Origin of the sequence: Burkholderia sp. Tr-20355 (assembly GCF_017104685.1) — a bacterium.
Taxonomy (GTDB): domain Bacteria; phylum Pseudomonadota; class Gammaproteobacteria; order Burkholderiales; family Burkholderiaceae; genus Burkholderia; species Burkholderia seminalis.
In genome coordinates this window covers 48,624-65,895 of sequence record NZ_JAAGPK010000009.1, presented here as the reverse complement: position 1 = coordinate 65,895, position 17,272 = coordinate 48,624, and the positions used below count along the sequence as shown (strand labels likewise).

General features: G+C 64.3%; 16 protein-coding genes. 1 reads left to right on the top strand and 15 read right to left on the bottom strand.

The window, feature by feature from the left end:
• Positions 1–52: 52 nt before the first annotated feature.
• From G3N62_RS03710 to G3N62_RS03645, 14 genes are all read right to left on the bottom strand, one after another.
• Entirely contained in the window at positions 53–484 is a 432-nt protein-coding gene (locus G3N62_RS03710) for a Fis family transcriptional regulator (protein ID WP_241510306.1), read from the bottom strand.
• 40 nt (positions 485–524) lie between these two features.
• Complete coding sequence (gene tldD / locus G3N62_RS03705) at positions 525–2,000, bottom strand: metalloprotease TldD (RefSeq protein WP_069704630.1); 1,476 nt, start codon at positions 1,998–2,000, stop codon at positions 525–527.
• 12 nt (positions 2,001–2,012) lie between these two features.
• Positions 2,013–3,371: a metallopeptidase TldD-related protein gene (locus G3N62_RS03700; protein WP_124671169.1), complete on the bottom strand. Its 1,359-nt coding sequence runs from the start codon at positions 3,369–3,371 to the stop codon at positions 2,013–2,015.
• A 42-nt stretch (positions 3,372–3,413) separates the two neighbouring features.
• Positions 3,414–4,637 carry a thioredoxin gene (trxA, locus tag G3N62_RS03695; RefSeq protein WP_034187955.1) on the bottom strand — a complete coding sequence of 408 codons (1,224 nt, stop codon included), beginning with the start codon at positions 4,635–4,637 and terminating at the stop codon, positions 3,414–3,416.
• A 79-nt stretch (positions 4,638–4,716) separates the two neighbouring features.
• Positions 4,717–6,498, bottom strand: coding sequence for an ABC transporter ATP-binding protein/permease (locus tag G3N62_RS03690; protein ID WP_124671170.1), 1,782 nt, complete (start codon positions 6,496–6,498; stop codon positions 4,717–4,719).
• Positions 6,495–6,917, bottom strand: a complete 423-nt coding sequence (locus tag G3N62_RS03685) for a biopolymer transporter ExbD (protein WP_080287816.1) — start codon at positions 6,915–6,917, stop codon at positions 6,495–6,497. The genes G3N62_RS03690 and G3N62_RS03685 overlap by 4 nt, the downstream gene beginning before the upstream one ends.
• 13 nt (positions 6,918–6,930) lie before the next feature.
• Positions 6,931–7,665, bottom strand: coding sequence for a MotA/TolQ/ExbB proton channel family protein (locus G3N62_RS03680; RefSeq protein ID WP_034187958.1), 735 nt, complete (start codon positions 7,663–7,665; stop codon positions 6,931–6,933).
• Between the two features lie 22 nt (positions 7,666–7,687).
• Complete coding sequence (locus G3N62_RS03675; RefSeq protein WP_241012834.1) at positions 7,688–8,434, bottom strand: energy transducer TonB; 747 nt, start codon at positions 8,432–8,434, stop codon at positions 7,688–7,690.
• A 31-nt stretch (positions 8,435–8,465) separates the two neighbouring features.
• Entirely contained in the window at positions 8,466–10,814 is a 2,349-nt protein-coding gene (locus G3N62_RS03670; protein WP_241012836.1) for a TonB-dependent receptor, read from the bottom strand.
• A 352-nt stretch (positions 10,815–11,166) separates the two neighbouring features.
• Positions 11,167–11,628 carry an Lrp/AsnC family transcriptional regulator gene (locus G3N62_RS03665; protein ID WP_034188004.1) on the bottom strand — a complete coding sequence of 154 codons (462 nt, stop codon included), beginning with the start codon at positions 11,626–11,628 and terminating at the stop codon, positions 11,167–11,169.
• A gap of 135 nt (positions 11,629–11,763) precedes the next feature.
• Positions 11,764–12,738, bottom strand: coding sequence for a DUF4880 domain-containing protein (locus tag G3N62_RS03660; RefSeq protein WP_124671172.1), 975 nt, complete (start codon positions 12,736–12,738; stop codon positions 11,764–11,766).
• Positions 12,720–13,271: a sigma-70 family RNA polymerase sigma factor gene (locus G3N62_RS03655; RefSeq protein ID WP_034187960.1), complete on the bottom strand. Its 552-nt coding sequence runs from the start codon at positions 13,269–13,271 to the stop codon at positions 12,720–12,722. Before G3N62_RS03655 ends, G3N62_RS03660 begins: the two co-directional genes overlap by 19 nt.
• A gap of 313 nt (positions 13,272–13,584) precedes the next feature.
• Positions 13,585–14,466, bottom strand: a complete 882-nt coding sequence (locus G3N62_RS03650; protein ID WP_241012833.1) for a type 1 glutamine amidotransferase domain-containing protein — start codon at positions 14,464–14,466, stop codon at positions 13,585–13,587.
• A gap of 31 nt (positions 14,467–14,497) precedes the next feature.
• Entirely contained in the window at positions 14,498–15,307 is an 810-nt protein-coding gene (locus tag G3N62_RS03645) for an SDR family oxidoreductase (protein ID WP_124671173.1), read from the bottom strand.
• A 509-nt stretch (positions 15,308–15,816) separates the two neighbouring features.
• Between G3N62_RS03645 and G3N62_RS03640 the strand changes: the two genes are divergently transcribed.
• Positions 15,817–16,764: a GlxA family transcriptional regulator gene (locus tag G3N62_RS03640; protein ID WP_059556677.1), complete on the top strand. Its 948-nt coding sequence runs from the start codon at positions 15,817–15,819 to the stop codon at positions 16,762–16,764.
• A gap of 105 nt (positions 16,765–16,869) precedes the next feature.
• On the opposite strand, the gene G3N62_RS03635 is transcribed toward G3N62_RS03640, so the two are convergent.
• A complete protein-coding gene (locus G3N62_RS03635; protein ID WP_034188006.1) occupies positions 16,870–17,265 on the bottom strand; it encodes a hypothetical protein in 396 nt (131 codons plus the stop codon).
• Positions 17,266–17,272 lie beyond the last annotated feature (7 nt).

The following is a 17,272-nucleotide window of genomic DNA, read 5'->3' as shown; positions in this document are numbered from 1 at the left end:
GCGGGCGAAGGCGCGTTGCGCGCGCCGCACCGGCCGATTCTTCGGAACCCGATCACCGGGTCGCCGTGCAGTATCGCTGCAGGCGCTTCGCGACTTCGTCGATCACCTTGACGGGGGCGACTTCCAGCTGCAAATCATGCGTTGTCAGCACCCTCGCGAACAGATGGAATGCGTCGCCGTCGAAATGGAAATGCCCTTGGCAACCCGAGGAAAACGCGTGGTTCGCGATCTTTTCCAGGTCCTTGTACGAAGCGTCCTCGACATCCCCGTAGCCGTATTCGCACAGGATGCCCGTGGCGATCACGGTCCTCATCAGGACCTGAAGCGCGACAAGCGACCCCACCCCGGCATGCAGCGCTTCGAGCTGAAGGTGATACTCCAGCGACAAGGCATCGCGTATCGGCCTCGGCAAGGGCAGCAGTTCCGTTTTCGCCTCGCGTTGCGTGCGGCTGGACTGACTGAGACGATGAGCCCATTTATTCACGTTCCATTCCACCGGCAATGCGCCGCCTCGACGGCCATGACTATGCGGTGCCTCCGACGGTCATTTCATCCACCCTCACGGTCGGTTGGCCCACGCCCACCGGGATCGACTGCCCCGCCTTGCTGCACGTCGCCCTGCCGGGATCGCAGGCGAGATCGTTGCCGACCAGGCTGATGTTCCGGATGGTATCGGGGCCGTGGCCCGTGATCGTCGCGCCCTTGACCGGCGCGGTGATCCTGCCGTTTTCGATCAGGTAGGCCTCGGATGCCTCGAAGACGAACTGACCGCTCGTGATGTCGACCTGCCCGCCCTCGAGACCCGACACGTAGATACCGTTGCGTACCGACTCGATGATTTCCTGCGGCTCGTGGTCCCCGTTCAGCATGAACGTGTTCGTCATGCGCGGCATGGGCGGCGACGCGTAACCCTCGCGGCGGCCGTTTCCGGTCGGCTCCATTCCCATCAACCTCGCGCTCAGCGCATCCTGCATGTACGCGCGCAGCACGCCGTTCTCGATCAAGGTCGTGCGCCGCGTCGCGCACCCTTCGTCGTCGATATTCAAGGAACCGCGGCCCCCCTGGAGCGTTCCGTCGTCGACGATGGTCACGTTCCCGGACGCCACCTTTTCGCCGAGGCGTCCCGCGAAGGCGGACGTCCCGCGGCGCACGCCGTCGGCTTCCAGTCCATGGCCGACCGCTTCGTGCAGCAAGACGCCATTCCAGCCCGGGCCGACCACCACCGTCATTTTTCCGGCCGGCGCCGGCCGCGCCTGCAGCTTCGTGAGGGCGGCCGTCACACGCTCCCGCACGAAGGTACGAAGTTCGTCGTCATCCCACGTCCGGATGCCATAGCGCCCGCCGATCCCTCCGCTCGCGCTCTCCACGCGCGCACCGGACCTGACGCGCACGTTGATCCACAAGGCCAGTTGCGGACGCACGTCGCCGCCACTCAGGCCGTCGCATCGCGCGATCCAGATCGTTTCATGCACGGCGCTCAGCACCGCATGCACTTCGATCACGCGCGGGTCGGCGGCCCGGGCGATCTCGTCGAGCGTCTTCAGCAGCGCGATCTTGTCCGCTCCCTCCATCGTCCGCAACGGATGAGCCGGGTCGTAGAACGATCGTGCCGTTGCAACCGGCCTGCGCTGCATCGCTGCCGAGCCGTCACGCGACATGCCGCTTCCGGTTTCGCTAAGTCGCGACGCAACATGCCGGAGCGCCATCGCGTCGATGCGTTGCGAACTCGCCAGCGTCGCCTGCTCTCCCTTCAACACGCGCAGTCCGAAGCCGCTATCGCAACGATACGAACTCGCGCGCACGGCCCCGCCTTCCAGCGACCAGGATTCCGCGGTCGTTTCCTTGAGGAAGACATCCGCAAAGTCCCATCGCTGGCCGAGGGCGATGCCCATCGCGGAAAAAAGCGCCGTTTCGTCGATGCCATGCCGGTCCAGCAGCGCGTGCCGCGCCAGCGTGCGGATCTCCTCGCGGGCAGGCCGCAATACCTGCCGCTGCTTCATGTCACTCATGTTTCAAGCTCCCCCGATCTTCATTGCATCGATCAGCCACGATCCGGAGGTCGCCCATCCCCTCGTCAACGCGTCGCTGCCGATCGCCTGTAGTCCGCCGAACATCCGGCGGAGATTCGACGCTATCGTGATACCGCTCACCGGGAAGCGGATCTCGCCGTCTTCCACCCAGAACCCCTTGGCGCCGCGGGAGAAATCGCCGGTCAGGCGGTTCACGCCGCCGCCGACCATCTCCGTGACCAGAAGTCCGCGATGCAGCTTCCTCAGCATCGCGGCGAAGTCGTCGCCGGGCTGGGTCCGTGTACTGCGCATGTCGAGGTTGTGAGGCCCGTAGCCGTTGCCGGTGGGCGTCAGGTTCAAGCGGCGCGCCGCATAAAGTCCGAGAAACAGCCCGCGCAGGCGGCCGTCCTCCACCACCTTGCGGCGCCCGCCCGGAATGCCGTCGCTGTCGAAGCAGCGGCTGGCCATCCCGCGCCTGACGAATGGATCCTCGTCAAGCTGGACATGCGGCGGAAACAACGGCGCGTCGATGTCATCCTTCAAGAACGATCCGCTCCGGTACAGCGCATCCCCCGATGCCGAGGACACCAGTTCGGCCAGCAGCCCCAGCGACGCCGACGGCTCGAACAAAACCGGGCATTGCTGCGTGGGGACTTGCGTCGCGCCGAGCGCGTCGATGGCTCGCCTGGCGGCCAGCGCCCCGACCTCCTCCGGTTTCGCGAGATCGTCGAATGCGCGACTTGCATGGCCCCAGAAACCGATCTGCTTCTCGCCGGTGCCGAACGCGACGGGCGCACATGCGATCGAATGGACGGACCACGGCGCCGTCGCATGGAACCCCGCCGACGTGGCCAGCAACGACGTGCCCGACCTCGTTCTCACCGTCACGCCCTTCGACGCCTTGATCGACGGGTCATGTGCGAACGCCGCATCCTCGGCGCGTTGCGCATGGGCACCGATATCGTCGAGCGACCAATCCAGCGGGTGATGGAGATCGAGATCGGGAAAGTCCCTGGCCAACTGGCTCGAATCGGCGAATCCGGCCGCGGGATCGGGCTCGGTTGCGGCGGTACTCTCGATCGCCGCGCGAACGATTTTTTTCAGCCCGTCGTCCGACAGGTCCGACGATTTCGCGAAAGCGCGTTTTCCGTCGCGCAATACCGTCACCGTCATCTCCAGGGTGCCGCAAAAACTGCGTTCCGTCTGTACCCGGTTCGTCACGGTCACGGCGCTCGATTCGGCGGCCTCGATCTCCACGCGCGTCCCCTCGGCACCCGCCTGCCGCGCGAACGCGATCACACGCTCCGCCGAACTCGCCAGTTCAGCGGCAACGGTTTGCAACTGCGTACTGCTCGATTGCATCAGCCTGCTCCTCCGCCATGCGGCATCGTGTCGTCGAATGCGTCAGGCGGTCTGCCCGGTGAGCGCGATCAGCATGTCGCCGATCGCGCTGCCCCGCTCGGCCGCGGCAAGATGGCCGTCCTCGTAATAAGACAGGAAACGCCCCACGAGTTGAGGATCGACCTCCGCCACCCGCTCCATCAGCGCGCTGCCCCGCGGCGGCTCGACGCCGGCGTCGATTGCCTGCTTGAAGACCCCTTCCGCCAATTGATTCAAGCGCGCATCGTCCTGCGCGCCCCAGTTGCATTTGACCTGCAGCCATTTCCGCACGGAGCTGCAAAGTGAAAAGACGAATTCCTTCAAGACGTCCGGATTCCGGGCCAACGACGACGAAGCGGCCTCCAGCACTTCGGCGGCCACGGCAGCACTCCCGTCGCCGAGTTCGGCCGCCGCCGCCCTGGATGCCTGTCGGACGTCCGCCCAGTTCGCGTCCGCCACAGGAGCGCCGTCCGTTTCCGCCGCGTGCAGCGAAACCAGCTCGTCACGAATCGCCAGCAACCTCGATTCTCCCTCCAGCGTGTCCGAGACGATCCGGCTCGACAGGATCGACACCAGCAGCCGGCCGGGCAGCGTCGAGAGATTCGCGCCGACCGGCACGCTTTCCAGCCAGTCCGCCACGAACAGCGCCGCCTTGAAATGGGTGCCTCGATAGCTCGACAGGACCGTCACCGCCTCGACCACATCGGTCGGCATGCCCAACACGGATGCGCACTCGTCCGGATCATGCGAGTCGGCGACGAATTCCAGTGCGCCGCTGATCTTGTCCGGCCACATGGGGGTGTCCAGCGCGGCTTGCTTGTGATCCAGATAATCGCGCAACCGTGCGATGCGCGCCGCTTTCACCTGCGGATCACCGCCGAACGCGCGAAGCGTCACTTCGGGCCTGGCCAGCTGCGTGACGGTTCCCAGGTGCGCATCGAGATAACTCGCCAGTTGCGTGGCCGACCGGGGGCCCACGATGCGGCCCGCCTCGTGGCCGCCATTCATGAGCACCAGGGCGGGAATGCCACGCACACCGAAACGCTCGCGCAAGGACGGATGCTCGTCGACGTTGACCTTGACGATGTCGACCTTGCCGTCGAAGTTCCGCGCCACCTTCTCGAGCGTCGGCGCCAGCGCCTTGCACGGCCCGCACCATTCGGCCCAGAAGTCGACCAGCACCGGACGGCTGTTCATCATCACGTCGGCCTCGAAGCTCGCGGCGGTCACACTTTTCAAATCGCTCATTTCACGTTCCTGTCCATCAGTTCGGTTTTGTCGGACCTTGCCCCCGGTGAGGTGCAAGCGTCCTGACGGGATCACGGTGTCATGCCGGGCAGGCAGACGAAGCCGGGCCGGTCAGGCCGGCCGCGACCGCGGATGCCGGTTCCGGCGAAAAGTCGAGGGTCTGCTGATGAAAGGCCAGCAACGCCTGTCGATGCGCGACGCTGAGGATCGTGGCCTGAGGTAGCCAGTCGATCAGCAGTTGGTAGAGCGTTCGCTCGCTCTCGGTGTCGAGCGCCGACGTGCATTCATCGAGAAATATCGTGGTCGGGCGGGCCAGCAACACGCGTGCGAACGCCACCCGCTGCTGCTCTCCGCCGGAAAGCCGGTCGCTCCAGCGATCGGCGTCCAGCATCGATGCAACGTGCGCATCGAGGCCGCATGCGCGCAGGACGTCCGCGCATTGGCCGTCGGTGTACGTCGATTCCTCGTGCGGATACGCGATCGCCGCCTTCAACGTGCCGACGGGAATGTAGCTGCGCTGCGGAACGAACATCGTTCCTTCGGCACCGCAGGTGACGATGCCCTCGCCGTAGGGCCAGAGGCCCGCGAGCGCTCTGAGCAGCGTGCTTTTCCCGCTTCCGGAGCGCCCGCGGATCAGACAGCGCGAACCGGGTGCGAGCGAGAAGTCGGGCACGCGGGCAATCTCCGCGCCGGCTGCGTCGCGCAGAACCAACCCATGGGCGCCTACGGCTCCGCGCTCGCCGGCGGTCAACACGACGTTTCCCCGCGAATCCAGCGCGTTCACGTAGAGAAATTCCCGAAGCCGGTTCGCTTCGGCGCGCCACGCGGTGAATCCCAGATAGGCTTGCGGAAAGAACGCCAGGGAACTGGACACGGAACTGAATGCTGCGTTCGATTGCATCAGCCCGCCCAGCGTCAGCCCCCCCGTTATCAGTTGCGGCAATACCAGCAACGTGGGCACCACGGGCACCACCGAGCTGAATTGCCCGACGATGTTGGTAAACAGCGAGACCCGCGTGTTGACCCAAAGCAGCGCATAAAGATTCGAAACGACCTGGCGAAAAGCCCCGTTCAATCGCTTGCCTTCCGCGCCGCTTCCATCGAAGAAGGCGATCTGCTCGGCGAATTCGCGCACCCGCACCATCAGCACGCGGAAGTCGCCCTCCACGCGGTTCTGCTTGGCATTGAGGGTGATCAAGCGTCGGCCGAGCAGGTGCGTGGCCCAGAAAAACAGGCCTTGATAGAGAAAGACGGCATAGACCAGGTATCCGTGGATGCTGTACGTGTGTCCACCGATATCGAGATCCAGGGAATGGCCGATCGACCACAGGATCACGCTGAAGCTCACGATGCTCACCGGCACCTGAAGCACGCCCATCGACAGCTGCAAGGTGTCCTTGACGAACTGCTTCGCATCCTCCGCGATACGCTGATCGATGTTCTCGAGCGCGCGGTCGCGCTCGATGCGGTAGTAGGTATGGCGGGCCAGCCACTGATCGGCCAGCCAGGTCGTCAGCCATCGCCGCCAGCGAATCTCGACGATCGATTGCATCACCACCGTGGACACCGTCAGCGCGGCGGCGGCCATGGACACCAGCAGGAACTGCAACAGCAGGTTCGGCAGCGCCTGAAACCTCCCGGATCCCACGGCGTCGTAGAACGTGCCGGTCCATCGGTTGAGCCACACGGCGATATAGGTGTGGCTCCAGCCCGCCCCAAGCACGTAGGCGAGCATCAATGCCGACAGCATGCCCTCCCTGGTGGTCCAGTACGGCGTGATCAACTTCCAGACGGAAGGAAAGTGACGCCTGGCATCCCGATCCTCGGCGCGATCCGTCGGGAATGCCCGATTCCTGATCATTGCTGGCCCTTGTCCGGTTGCATGACGAAATTGATCTTGTTCAGCCCGCCGCCCTGCAGCGCCGCGAGTATCGCGGCGACCTTCCCGTATTCGACGTGCTCGTCGGCATTGATGTTGACGGCCGGTGGATCGCCCTGCTTCGACGCCGCCTCGACACGCAGCTTCAGCGCCGCGTCGTCGACCACATCCTTGTTCCACAGCACGGTCTTGTCAGCCGTGATCGACAGGTCGATGTCCTGCGTTTTCGACTGGGCGGGCTGGGCCGCGGCCTTGGGCAGATCGACCTTCACCGCCTTGTTGATGACCGGCAGCGTCACGATGAAAATGATCAGCAAAACCAACATGACGTCGATCAATGGCGTCATGTTGATGTCGTTCATCACGCCTTCGTCGTTGTTGCCATCCATGAGAATCGACACGATAGGCTCCCGGTCAGGCGGCGGCGTTGACGCGCTTGCTCGTCGCCGGCGCCGCGGGCACCGGGCGAACGTCGCAGCGGGCCTTGGCGCCCGTCACGAAGTACACGTGCAACTCGTGCACGAACCGGTTCAGCCGATGGCTCACCCGCTTGTTGCCTCGATTGACGTAGTTGAATCCGAGCACGGCGGGGATCGCCACGAACAGGCCGATCGCCGTCATGATCAGCGACTCGCCGACCGGGCCCGCGACATGATCGAGGCTGGCCTGTCCCGACACGCCGATGGCCATCAGCGCGTGATAGATGCCCCACACGGTCCCGAACAGGCCGACGAACGGCGCGGTACTGCCGATCGACCCGAGAATGGCCAGGCCGTTCTGCAGGCGGGCAACCTCGTCGTCGAACGCGTTGCGCAGGCCGCGCGCCACCCATTCGCTGCTGCTGAGGCTGCCTTGCAGCGACGCGTCGCCGCCGGCCTGCTGGTCGTTCGCCTCGCGGCCGGCAAGGGCCACGGCGCGATACGGATTGTCGGTGCCGTCGCCCAGCGCCTCGATGCCGTCATCGAGCGACGGCGTGGACCAGAAGCGCGTCTGCGCACGCTTGCCCATGACCTCGAGACGTCGATTCGCCAGGCCCTTGGTCACGATGACGAACCACGACACGATCGACATGCCGAGAAGAAAGACGAAGATGAACCGGGTGATGAAGTCGCCCTGCTGCCAGACGTTGGCGATGCCGTACTGTTCCATTTTTTGCTCCGTAGATTCCAGGTCAATCATTCAGGTTGAAGGCGATCGGCTGCTCGGCCTCTACGGCACGGGCAATACCGGCGGTCGTGTAGGGCTGGCAATGGCCGGCTTCGATCGCCGCCAGCGCGGCCGCATCCAGCAGCGGGTAGCCGCTGCTTTGCGCAACCCGCGCCGTCTTCACCACACCGTCCACGCCGACGTTCAGCCTCACCACCACCGTGCCTTGCTGCTCCAGCCGCCGGGCCTTCGGCGGATAGTCCGGCCGCGGGATACGGCAACCGAGCTGCTTGAGCTCCGCGCTGCTGATCTGCTTCGGGCTATCGAGCAGTTGGGGGCCCGGCGCGGGTGCTGGCGGTGTCGCTGCGGAGGGCGCGACCGCGCTGGGCACCGGTACCGGCGGCGCCGGCTCGACCGGTTTGACGGGCTCGGTCTTGGCTGGCGCGACGGTCCGGGCAGCAGGAGCCTCCGAGGAAAGCAAGGGTGCCGTCTTCCGCACCACGGTCTTTTCGACGGGCTTGGGTTCCGGCTTCCGCTGAGGCTCCTGCTTGGGCTTCGGTTCCGGCCGCGCGACGGGCTCGGGTGTCGGCGCGGCAACGAGCCTGACCTGAACCGACGCACCGGAGGCCCGGTCGGCCTCCAGCCTGATCAGGTCCACGCTGCGATGAACGATCAGATACAGCCCCAGTGCGTGCGCCAGCACGACCGCGCCCCCGATCGCCGCGCGCCGCCATCGCGCCCGCGAATGAGTGATGCGCTCAGGATTCGACATGCCGCCGCTCCACGGCCGAGTCTCGAGGGTGTCAGAAATCATAGGTACCGGTGAGCATGACGGTCCGCTCCGGTCCCATCGGGATCAAGGAGGGCGTCGTGCTGCTGTAGTAGAGCTTGCGATTGAATACGTTCTTGACCGAAAGATTCAGGCCGTAACCCTTCTTCCGATAGAACACGCCGAGATCCGTCTCCACCTGGCTGGGGATGCGATACGCCGAGCCCGAACCGATGTACTGCCCGCTCGCGAAGAACAGCCCCGCGCCGACACCGAAACCCTGGAGCTTCTCGGAGCGGAAGTTGTAGGTCGCCCACAGGCTGGCGCTGTTCTTGGGCAGGTTCACCGCCAGCTTGCTGTTCGGCGGCTGCACGAAGTCGTTGTACGTGTAGCTGCCCACCACGTTGACACCAGGCAGCGGCTGCCCGGTAATCTCCGCTTCGAATCCGCGACTCACGGCGCCGCCGGCGGGAAGATAGAAGCCGCGATGGGCCGGGTCGGCAACGTTGTAATTGCTGAACGAGGTGCGGTAAGCCGAGGTCGTGATGGCCAGCTTGTCGTCCAGCAGGTTGAACTTCATGCCCACTTCGACCTGCTGGCTGGTTTGCGGGGGGAGCACGCCGCCGCCGAATTCAAGCGCCGTGCCCGGCTGAAAGCCACGGTTGTAGCTGGCGTAGGCGGCAATCTCGGACGTCAGTTCGTAGAGCAGGCCGAGGCTCGGGCTATACGCATTCTGATGGTTTCCCGGGGGTGGGTTACCGGCGTAGGTCGCATGTGTCAGATAGGTATCCCGGCGCACGGACGCGAGTGCATGGAAATTCTTGTAGGAGAACTGATCTTGTAGATACAAGCCGGTTTGGGTGAAGTAGGTAGTCCCATTCGGCATCAGGTTTCCCGTGTCGGAAGACGGAAGCGTAAATGAGCCGAAGACATTCGGAATGGAAATGAATTTCGATGTCGTGGTGTCAAACTGATGCTGGCTGTAGCGAAGAACGTCCCAGCCAGCAATCACCGTATTTTTCGCAGCGCCGACATTGAACTTGGCGCGCAGGTAGTTCTGGAAGCTCCAACTGTAGAAATCCGAGAGCGAATCGAAATTGTGGAACAACACGCCGTTGGTCGCCGAGAGCGGCGTGGCCGTAGTCCAGGCTTGCTGCGTTTGTTGGGTCCGCGTATAGGAACCCTTGCTCACGAAGGTCAGCGCCGAGCCGAGCTTTTGTTCGAGATGAATGAAAATATTGTCCGTTTGCGCGCCGAAATGGTCGGACGGCGTGCCAAGCGGCTTGTCGATATAGTTTCGATAGATATCGCCGGCAGCATGGCCGAGCGTGAACTGGGGAACCGGCTCGCGGTAGACCGTGCGCTCATAGCCGACCGTCACATCCGTGGTCGAGTCCTTCCATTGCACAGTCGGCGCAAAGTAGAAATTTCTCTTGCCGTCATATCCCATCGAATTCTGGCCGACCCGTTCACCCGAGATGATGAAGCGATACCGGAGTTTCTTGTCGGCGGTGATCGCGCCCGTGCTGTCCAGCGCGATCTGGGTGTCGCCGTACGATCCGTAGCCCACCTGGATTTCATGAAACGGATCGGCCTGCGGCGTCTTCTTGACGAGATTGATGACGCCTCCCGGCGGACTGTTGCCATTCACGATGGCCGAGGGTCCCTTGACCACTTCCACGCTCGAGATGGCGATCGTCGGCGTAACGTTAGGGGCCGTCCCGACAGTCGACAATCCATCCGACGTGAGGTTTTGCGCTACAAACCCGCGAATCGTGTAATTCGGCACGCCCAGCGGCCCCGGCCGCGTGACGACACCGGAAGCATTCCTCAGCACATCGGAGAGCGACTGAGCACCCTGGCTCTGGATCACCGCGGCATTGATGACGCTGACCGATTTCGGCGTCTCGCTCAGCGGCACATCCGAGCGCGCATAGGTGGAGGACGATTCCGCGACGAAGCCGGTACCGCCTGAATCCCGGCTGGCCGCCACGCTGATGAGGGGCAAGGTGGTGTCCACCGGCGCCGTGGTCGCCGCGGCTGCGGCTGCGGCAGCGGCCGGCGCCGACGAAACCCCCTTGGCATCCGCCTTGACGTGAGCCAGCGTGTAACCGCCGTTCGCCGTCGGAACCAGGTCGAGGCCCGTGCCCTGCAACGCCTTGCGGATCGCGGCCTCGGCCGAATACGTGCCGTCCACCGGCGCCGATTTGAGCGACTGCACCAATGACGCGTCATAGCTCAACGGAAGCTGCGCGACCCGGGCGATCTCCACCAACGTGCGATCCAGCGGACCGCTCGGCAGATGATAGGTGTGTTGTTCCGCCTGCTGCGCATACGCCGCGGACACCATGAAAGTCTGGGCAACCGCCATTGCGATCGCCATTGCCGCAACGTTGCGGGCCATACCCTTGCCGTTGAACTTGATCCCCACGATGCACCCATCCCTAGTCGGTTGTATTTCGGCAAAACGCCTGTCTTGTCCCACACGATCGAGAAGTCGAGAAGCAGCGGCCAACCGCAACGGCATGCCTTCCCCCTTCACTCCCGGCTTCGCTCGAGGCCGCCGGCCCCGGCAGGCTTGCCGGCTCCTCATCCACATGAAAAAGTCTAGCGATCCTGCCCGGAATACTTTTTTGAAAGAATTCGTCCTTCGCGCCATTTCCGGTTTTTTATTCCCACCGACCGCGTCGTCCTTGAAAATTCAATCCAGCAGGCGGAATCCGCAGACAAGAAAATCAGCAAACGTAATCGAGGGGCAACCTCGTCGTATGCTTGATGGTCTCCATCGAGAAACTCGAACTCACATCGAAAATTTCCAGCTCGCTGATCAAGCGCTTGTACACGCCGTCATACCCGGCAATGTGCGGAACGACCACCTTCAGCAGGTAGTCGATATGACCGCTCATGCGGTACACCTCGATCACCTCGGGGATGTCGGCGACCACGTCGCAGAAGCGTTTGAGCCAGGCCGCGGTATGCTGCGCAGTCCTGATTTCGACGAGCACGGTCACGCCGACATTGAGCTTGTCGGCGTCGAGCAGGGCAACCCGGCGGGCGATGACGCCGTCCTGCTCGAGCTTCTGTATGCGGCGCCAGCAAGGCGTCGTCGACAAATGCACGCGATCGGCGATTTCCGCCACTGAAAGCGTGCTGTCCTCTTGCAGGACTGTCAGGATGGCCTTGTCGATATGGTCGATCACAGTTCCCCCCTTCGGGACAAGGTAAGCGTCGCAGGCATTCGGACGCCTTCATTCACCTTGTGCAACGAAGCGGGAAAAGTGACACCGGGAAAGAAAAATTTTTTTCGCGCCCCGGCTGAACGGGGCGCGGCGTCAAGCCTCGGAGGCGACGGCCAGAACCTTGCCATACACGGCCAGGGAGAGTCCCAGGCCGTTGGCGAGCTGGTGCAGCGCCGCCTCGGCGTCGTTGAGCGGGAACACGCCGCTGACCCGGCGAGCGAGCGCGGTCTGCGGAAACCGGATATAGCCGCCGTAGTAGCGGCCCAGCGTCTCGAGGATGTCAGGCAGCGGCCGATCCAGGACGACGAGCGTGCCGCGGCTCCAGGCGAAGATGTCGGCGGCCGTCTCCGGCATGCGGGCAATGCGCCCCGGCGATAGCGACCAGACCGAACCATCGGCGATGCGGACGCTACCGCCGCGCGGCGTCGCAAGGGTTGCATCGCCGCCCTGCACCGCGACCACGGTGTGATAACGCAATGCATCGACGCTCAGGCGGGCGCGGCTCGTGATTGCCGTCCCGTCCCGCGTCCTCACGGCGAACGGCGAGCGGTTCGTCGTGGCGGGACTCGACAGGATCTGGCCGGACGCAAGATAGACGTCGCCGCGCGCGCCGTCCCGCGTCCAATAAACACGCGCCGATGCCCCGAGGACGATCGGCGTTCCGTCTTTCAGCGCCACGGCCTGCGGCGTCAGATCGCCATTGTGATAATCGGCGTCGAGCGAATAGGCCCGGACCAGTTCTCGCGTCCCGATCGCGGCCAGCGCCAGCGCGCCCACCCCGGCGCCCGCCTTCAACATGCGGCGCCGCGCACGGGACGGCTCGTTCAGCGCGCTTCGCACCGCCGTGCCGGGTGCGTTCCGCAGCGACGCAAACCGTGCCAGCCCTTCCTGGAGCCGTATCCACGCCGCTTCGTGCGCGGGATCGGCGCGGCGCCATGCCTCGAAGCCATCGCGATCCTGCTGCGTGGCGTCCTCGGCACGCAACCGGACCTCCCACTGAATGGCTTCCTCCGCGCACGAATCGACCGTGCCGGCGCCGCGCGCGGCATTCAACTGATCAGAAAGCATCGGGTAAGCGCCTGGGCGATGTATTTGCGAACCATGCTTGTCGAGACGCCGAGTCGAGCGGCAATCTCGGAATAAGTGAGGCCGTCGATCTGGCTGTAGATAAAGGCACTTCTCGCTTTCGGAGGCAATCCATCGAGCGCCTGATCGATCAGGAACAATGCCTGGGAAATCTCGACGATCGATTCGGCGGACGGCGCGAGGGGTTCCTCGGCATTGAGGAGCGCCTCATGATACGCGCGCTCGAGATCCCGGCGGCGCCACATCTCGAAGGTGAGACGCTGGGCGATGACGGTCAGCCACGCTCGAGGCTCGCGAATACCCGGCGGGTCATCGACGCCGGCAAGCGCCTCGAACGACGACGACGCCAGATCCTCGGCATCGGCCGGCGATCCGACACGCCGCATCAGCTTCGCCTTCAGCCATCCGTAGCTGGCCCGAAACTCGTTGGCGAGCCAAACCGAGCGGGAACGAGCCGACTCGTCGTCGCTCCTTTCCAGTTTGTCGAGAGGCTGTGCTGCCGGGCCAGTGCTCATGTACCAATTTCCAAAGCGATGGCGCGATGGGCGTGCACTGCAGGATGCCAATCATCTGCCGAAATGCAACGTCATGCCCCGCTAGATCGGTGTCGTAGTATGCCATTTCAAAATCGCCGCGTGCCGGCGCGATATCAATCCAGAACCCTGATGTCCGGGGCAGTCGTCCTCGACGCCGGGACGGCAAGGACGCCGCGATACCCGAGATCCATCGCCACCGGCTCGCCTGCGTCAAATGCCGCCCATTGCCCGATCCATGTCGAGTCGGCAGCGAAGTCGAAGCGGCCGGGCGCAACACGCCCGGCCGCTGCCGTCACGGACGAACTCCGTTCGCGCGGGCCGTCAGTTTCGCCACGAGGACGTCGCCGAATTCCGGCGCCGACATCGGCTGCTGCCCCGTGATCAGCTCGCGATCGACGACGACATTGCCGTGCCAGTTCGCCACCGTGTCGACGTGGGCGCCGGCTTCTGCCAACGCGTTCACCGGATAGAACGGCACGTTGCCGCCAAGCCCGTTCGGCCCCTCGAGCTGCTGCTCCTCGCCCGTCGAGAAGACGGTCATCCGGTAACCGGCATACGGCCAGCCAGCCGCGAAGGCATTCGCCTTGCCGTCGTTGGCGACCATCGATGCAACGAAGGCATCCGGATCGTGCAGCGTCGACAACAACACGATCGGCCCGTGACAGATGATCCCGGTGGGACGGCCGCTGTCATGGAAGCTGACCAGGATCTTGCCGAGATTCCGGTCCTTGAGCAGGTCGACCATCGGCGCATGGCCGCCGGGGATAAACAGGCCGACATAACCGTCGGTCCCCTCGGAGACGACGGACGCGAGCGTCTTCGGATGCTTCAGTTGCGCGATACCCTGCGCGTATTTCAGTGCATCCGCGCGCGCGGCATCGTCGCCGCCGAAAAACAGCTTGTTGTTCGAGTTCGCGTCCATCACCGGCATGTCGCCGTTCGGATTGGCGATCACCGGCTCGTAGCCCGCCTCGACGAGCTTGCGGTACGGCACGACGAATTCGTTGAGGTAATAACCGGTCGAATATGTCTTGCCGTCGCGCAGATCGAGCGCGTGAGCGCTCGACATGACAACCAGCACCTTGCCGCGCGACTGCGCCGACGCGCCCACCGGCAATGCAAACGCGGCCGACGTGGCGAGTACGGCAGCACCGATCTTGAGGATGTTCATCATCAAACCCTTCCGAAAAAATGAGTGAGCCGGTTCAAGCGCCGGCCTTGGCATCCGGCGCGTAGCGCGGAGCGGCCTTGGCGTTCGCGAATTTGGGCGTAAGCGCGCGGCGGGCCGCTTCCCATTGCGTCCAGCCGTCGCCGTCGTGCAGCGTCGGGATCGTCACGAGCTCGCCCTGATCGAGGCCCGCGAGCGCGGCATCCACCAAGTCGTCGGCCGTCATCGTGCTGGCGGCTTCCTTCTGTTTCGCATAGCCCGCCACATCCCAGAACTCGGTCGCCGTCGCTGCGGGCAGCACGGTCTGCACGCGCACGCCCTTGTCCGCCAGGTCGCGCTGAAGGGCGTGACCGAAGCTCAGCACGTACGACTTCGACGCGCTGTACACGCCGTTGAGCAGTTCGACCGCAATGCCAACGACGGAGCCGATGTTGACGATGGTGCCCGTGCCCTTGCCGGCGAACACCGGGGCGACGGCGTAAGTCAGGCGGGTGAGCGCGGTGATGTTCAGATTGATCATCGACTCCATCGTGTCGACGTCGCCGTTGAGAATCGACGCGACCGAGCCAATTCCCGCGTTGTTCACCAGCATCGTGATGCTGCTGTCCTCGCGCAGAATGCCTTCGATCTTCGCGAGCGCGGCCTTGTCGTTCAGATCGGCGGCAACGGTCTCGACCGAGCGGCCGGTTTCGGCCGTAAGGCGGCCCGCCAGCGTATTCAGACGATCCTGATTACGCGCCACCAGAATGAGGTCGTAGCCGCGTTTGGCGAGGCGGTCCGCGTAAATGGCGCCGATGCCGGCCGATGCGCCGGTGATCAGCGCGGTGCCTTTCGTGGAAGTGCTCATGTCTTTTCCTTTCCGTGGATTGAGCCGACCGGGTGTCGGTTCGTGGAATGAATTCTGGCTTCGACCACGCTCATCCTCAATGTCATAGATGCAATGATTTCTGCCATCGATGCATTGACCGGAAACCTTGCGGATTCGTCCTTTGCAAGAGACGCCCGGTTACCCAAAATCGGCCCTGCAGAGGGTGCCGCGCGGTGCCTTGCCCCCTCCGAAGACGGCCGACAGGACGAACCTGGAAAAAGACAGGGGGGAAAACCGGTGAAGATAGGCATCCTGATTGAATCGAGGCCACACGAAACGCGCGTCGCGCGATGCCCGAAACGGTCGCGCAGTCCGTTGCGCCACGCCATCGGGCGGCGCCTCGACGACATCGACGGGCATGCCGGCGAAAGCGCGGCAGCCCCGGATCGGGCCGCGCACAAGGGCATGAGTGAAGCGCCACCGCAGCCCGCGGCAATGTCCGTTTTATGCTAGATTCAATTAATCAGGCCATCCACCTGGCGGACATCATGCACACCGTAGGACTCGTTGTTTACCCAAATTTCCAGTCGCTCGCGCTCGCGGTGGCGAGCGTGTTCGAGTACGCGAATCTGCTCCGCGGCGAAGCGGTGTACCAGTTCCGGATCGTGTCCGAGCACGGCGGAGCGGTCGTGTCGTCGCAGGGGTTTTCGGTCAACACCGAGCCACTGGCCAACGACGGCTATGACACGCTGATCGTCGCCGGCGACAACGAATGCCGGCTTCCGTCGGCGAGGCTGGTGGACTTCCTGCGTCGCGCGCCCTTCCACTCGCGGCGCATTGCGTCGATATGCACGGGCGCCTTCGTCCTCGCGGCCGCCGGCCTCCTCGACGGGAAACGGGCCACGACGCACTGGTATCACGCGCGGGATTTCAGGAAGCAATATCCGGACGTGCAGCTCGACGAAGACCGCATCTTCGTCGTGGACGGCCAGGTCTGGACTTCGGCCGGAATGAGCGCCGGGGTGGATCTCGCGCTCGCGATCGTCGAAAGCGACTTCGGGCTGGAAACGGCGCGCATGGTCGCGCGCAAGCTCGTGCTGTACCAACGGCGCGGCGGCGGGCAGTCGCAATTCTCGACGTTGCTGGAACTGGACGCGCGATCGGACCGCGTGCGAATGGCGCTGACCTATGCGAGCGAGAACCTGGCGAGCGATCTGTCGGTGGAACGACTGGCGGAGGCGGCACGTTTGAGCCCGCGCCAATTCAGCCGCGTGTTCCGGGAGGAGACGGGGCAATCCCCCGCCAAGGCGGTCGAGCGGCTGCGCGTCGAGGCCGCGCGCCTGATGATGGAAACGACACGCCACCCGATCGAAATCATTGCGAGAGAAACCGGATTCGGCGACCGCGAGCGCATGCGCCAGGCGTTTCTGCGCGCGTTCGGGCAACCCCCGCAGACCATCCAGCGAGCCTCGGGAGTCGCGCCGCTCGTGAACTAGGACTTGTTGAACCAATAGGCGAGGTTTGCGCGGTCTTGCCTGCCCAAACCCCGAGCGCCCGACCACCGGCAGGTCTGCAGGCAGCCAGCCGTGCAAGCGGACGATCTATTGCTCGCCGGGGCCCCACTCCGGGCTGTAACCGCCCAGCGCCGGGTGGTACATCTCGTCGCCGGAATGCTGCGTGAATTCGACATTGAGCCGGTCCTCACGCAGGCCGAGAATCTCCACGCAGTGCGCGCAAAGCGCCTGCGCCACTTCCATGCGCTGCTCGGGCGGGCGCCCCCGCCGGATATCCAGCATCATCACGGCGACCGGGACCGGCGCTTTGCCCGCCTCGGCAATGCGCCAGACACCGCCTTGCCCCAGTTCCCGGATCGCGACGCTGATACGCCGAATATCGACCGACATCATCCGCGCATAGGTCTCGCTCATTCTGGCGGCGAGCAATTGCTTGGCTTCCACCGAATAGTGGTCGTTCACGTCCAGTTGCAGATAGGGCATGGTGGTC

Bases quoted from the DNA above. Each gene is read 5' to 3' on its own strand.
- tldD (WP_069704630.1), bottom strand. From the start codon at position 2,000: ATGAAGCAGCGGCAGGTATTGCGGCCTGCCCGCGAGGAGATCCGCACG.
- G3N62_RS03700 (WP_124671169.1), bottom strand. From the start codon at position 3,371: ATGCAATCGAGCAGTACGCAGTTGCAAACCGTTGCCGCTGAACTGGCG.
- trxA (WP_034187955.1), bottom strand. From the start codon at position 4,637: ATGAGCGATTTGAAAAGTGTGACCGCCGCGAGCTTCGAGGCCGACGTG.
- G3N62_RS03690 (WP_124671170.1), bottom strand. From the start codon at position 6,498: ATGATCAGGAATCGGGCATTCCCGACGGATCGCGCCGAGGATCGGGAT.
- G3N62_RS03680 (WP_034187958.1), bottom strand. From the start codon at position 7,665: ATGGAACAGTACGGCATCGCCAACGTCTGGCAGCAGGGCGACTTCATC.
- G3N62_RS03675 (WP_241012834.1), bottom strand. From the start codon at position 8,434: ATGTCGAATCCTGAGCGCATCACTCATTCGCGGGCGCGATGGCGGCGC.
- G3N62_RS03670 (WP_241012836.1), bottom strand. From the start codon at position 10,814: ATGGCGATCGCAATGGCGGTTGCCCAGACTTTCATGGTGTCCGCGGCG.
- G3N62_RS03660 (WP_124671172.1), bottom strand. From the start codon at position 12,738: ATGCTTTCTGATCAGTTGAATGCCGCGCGCGGCGCCGGCACGGTCGAT.
- G3N62_RS03655 (WP_034187960.1), bottom strand. From the start codon at position 13,271: ATGAGCACTGGCCCGGCAGCACAGCCTCTCGACAAACTGGAAAGGAGC.
- G3N62_RS03650 (WP_241012833.1), bottom strand. From the start codon at position 14,466: ATGATGAACATCCTCAAGATCGGTGCTGCCGTACTCGCCACGTCGGCC.
- G3N62_RS03645 (WP_124671173.1), bottom strand. From the start codon at position 15,307: ATGAGCACTTCCACGAAAGGCACCGCGCTGATCACCGGCGCATCGGCC.
- G3N62_RS03640 (WP_059556677.1), top strand. From the start codon at position 15,817: ATGCACACCGTAGGACTCGTTGTTTACCCAAATTTCCAGTCGCTCGCG.
- G3N62_RS03635 (WP_034188006.1), bottom strand. From the start codon at position 17,265: ATGCCCTATCTGCAACTGGACGTGAACGACCACTATTCGGTGGAAGCC.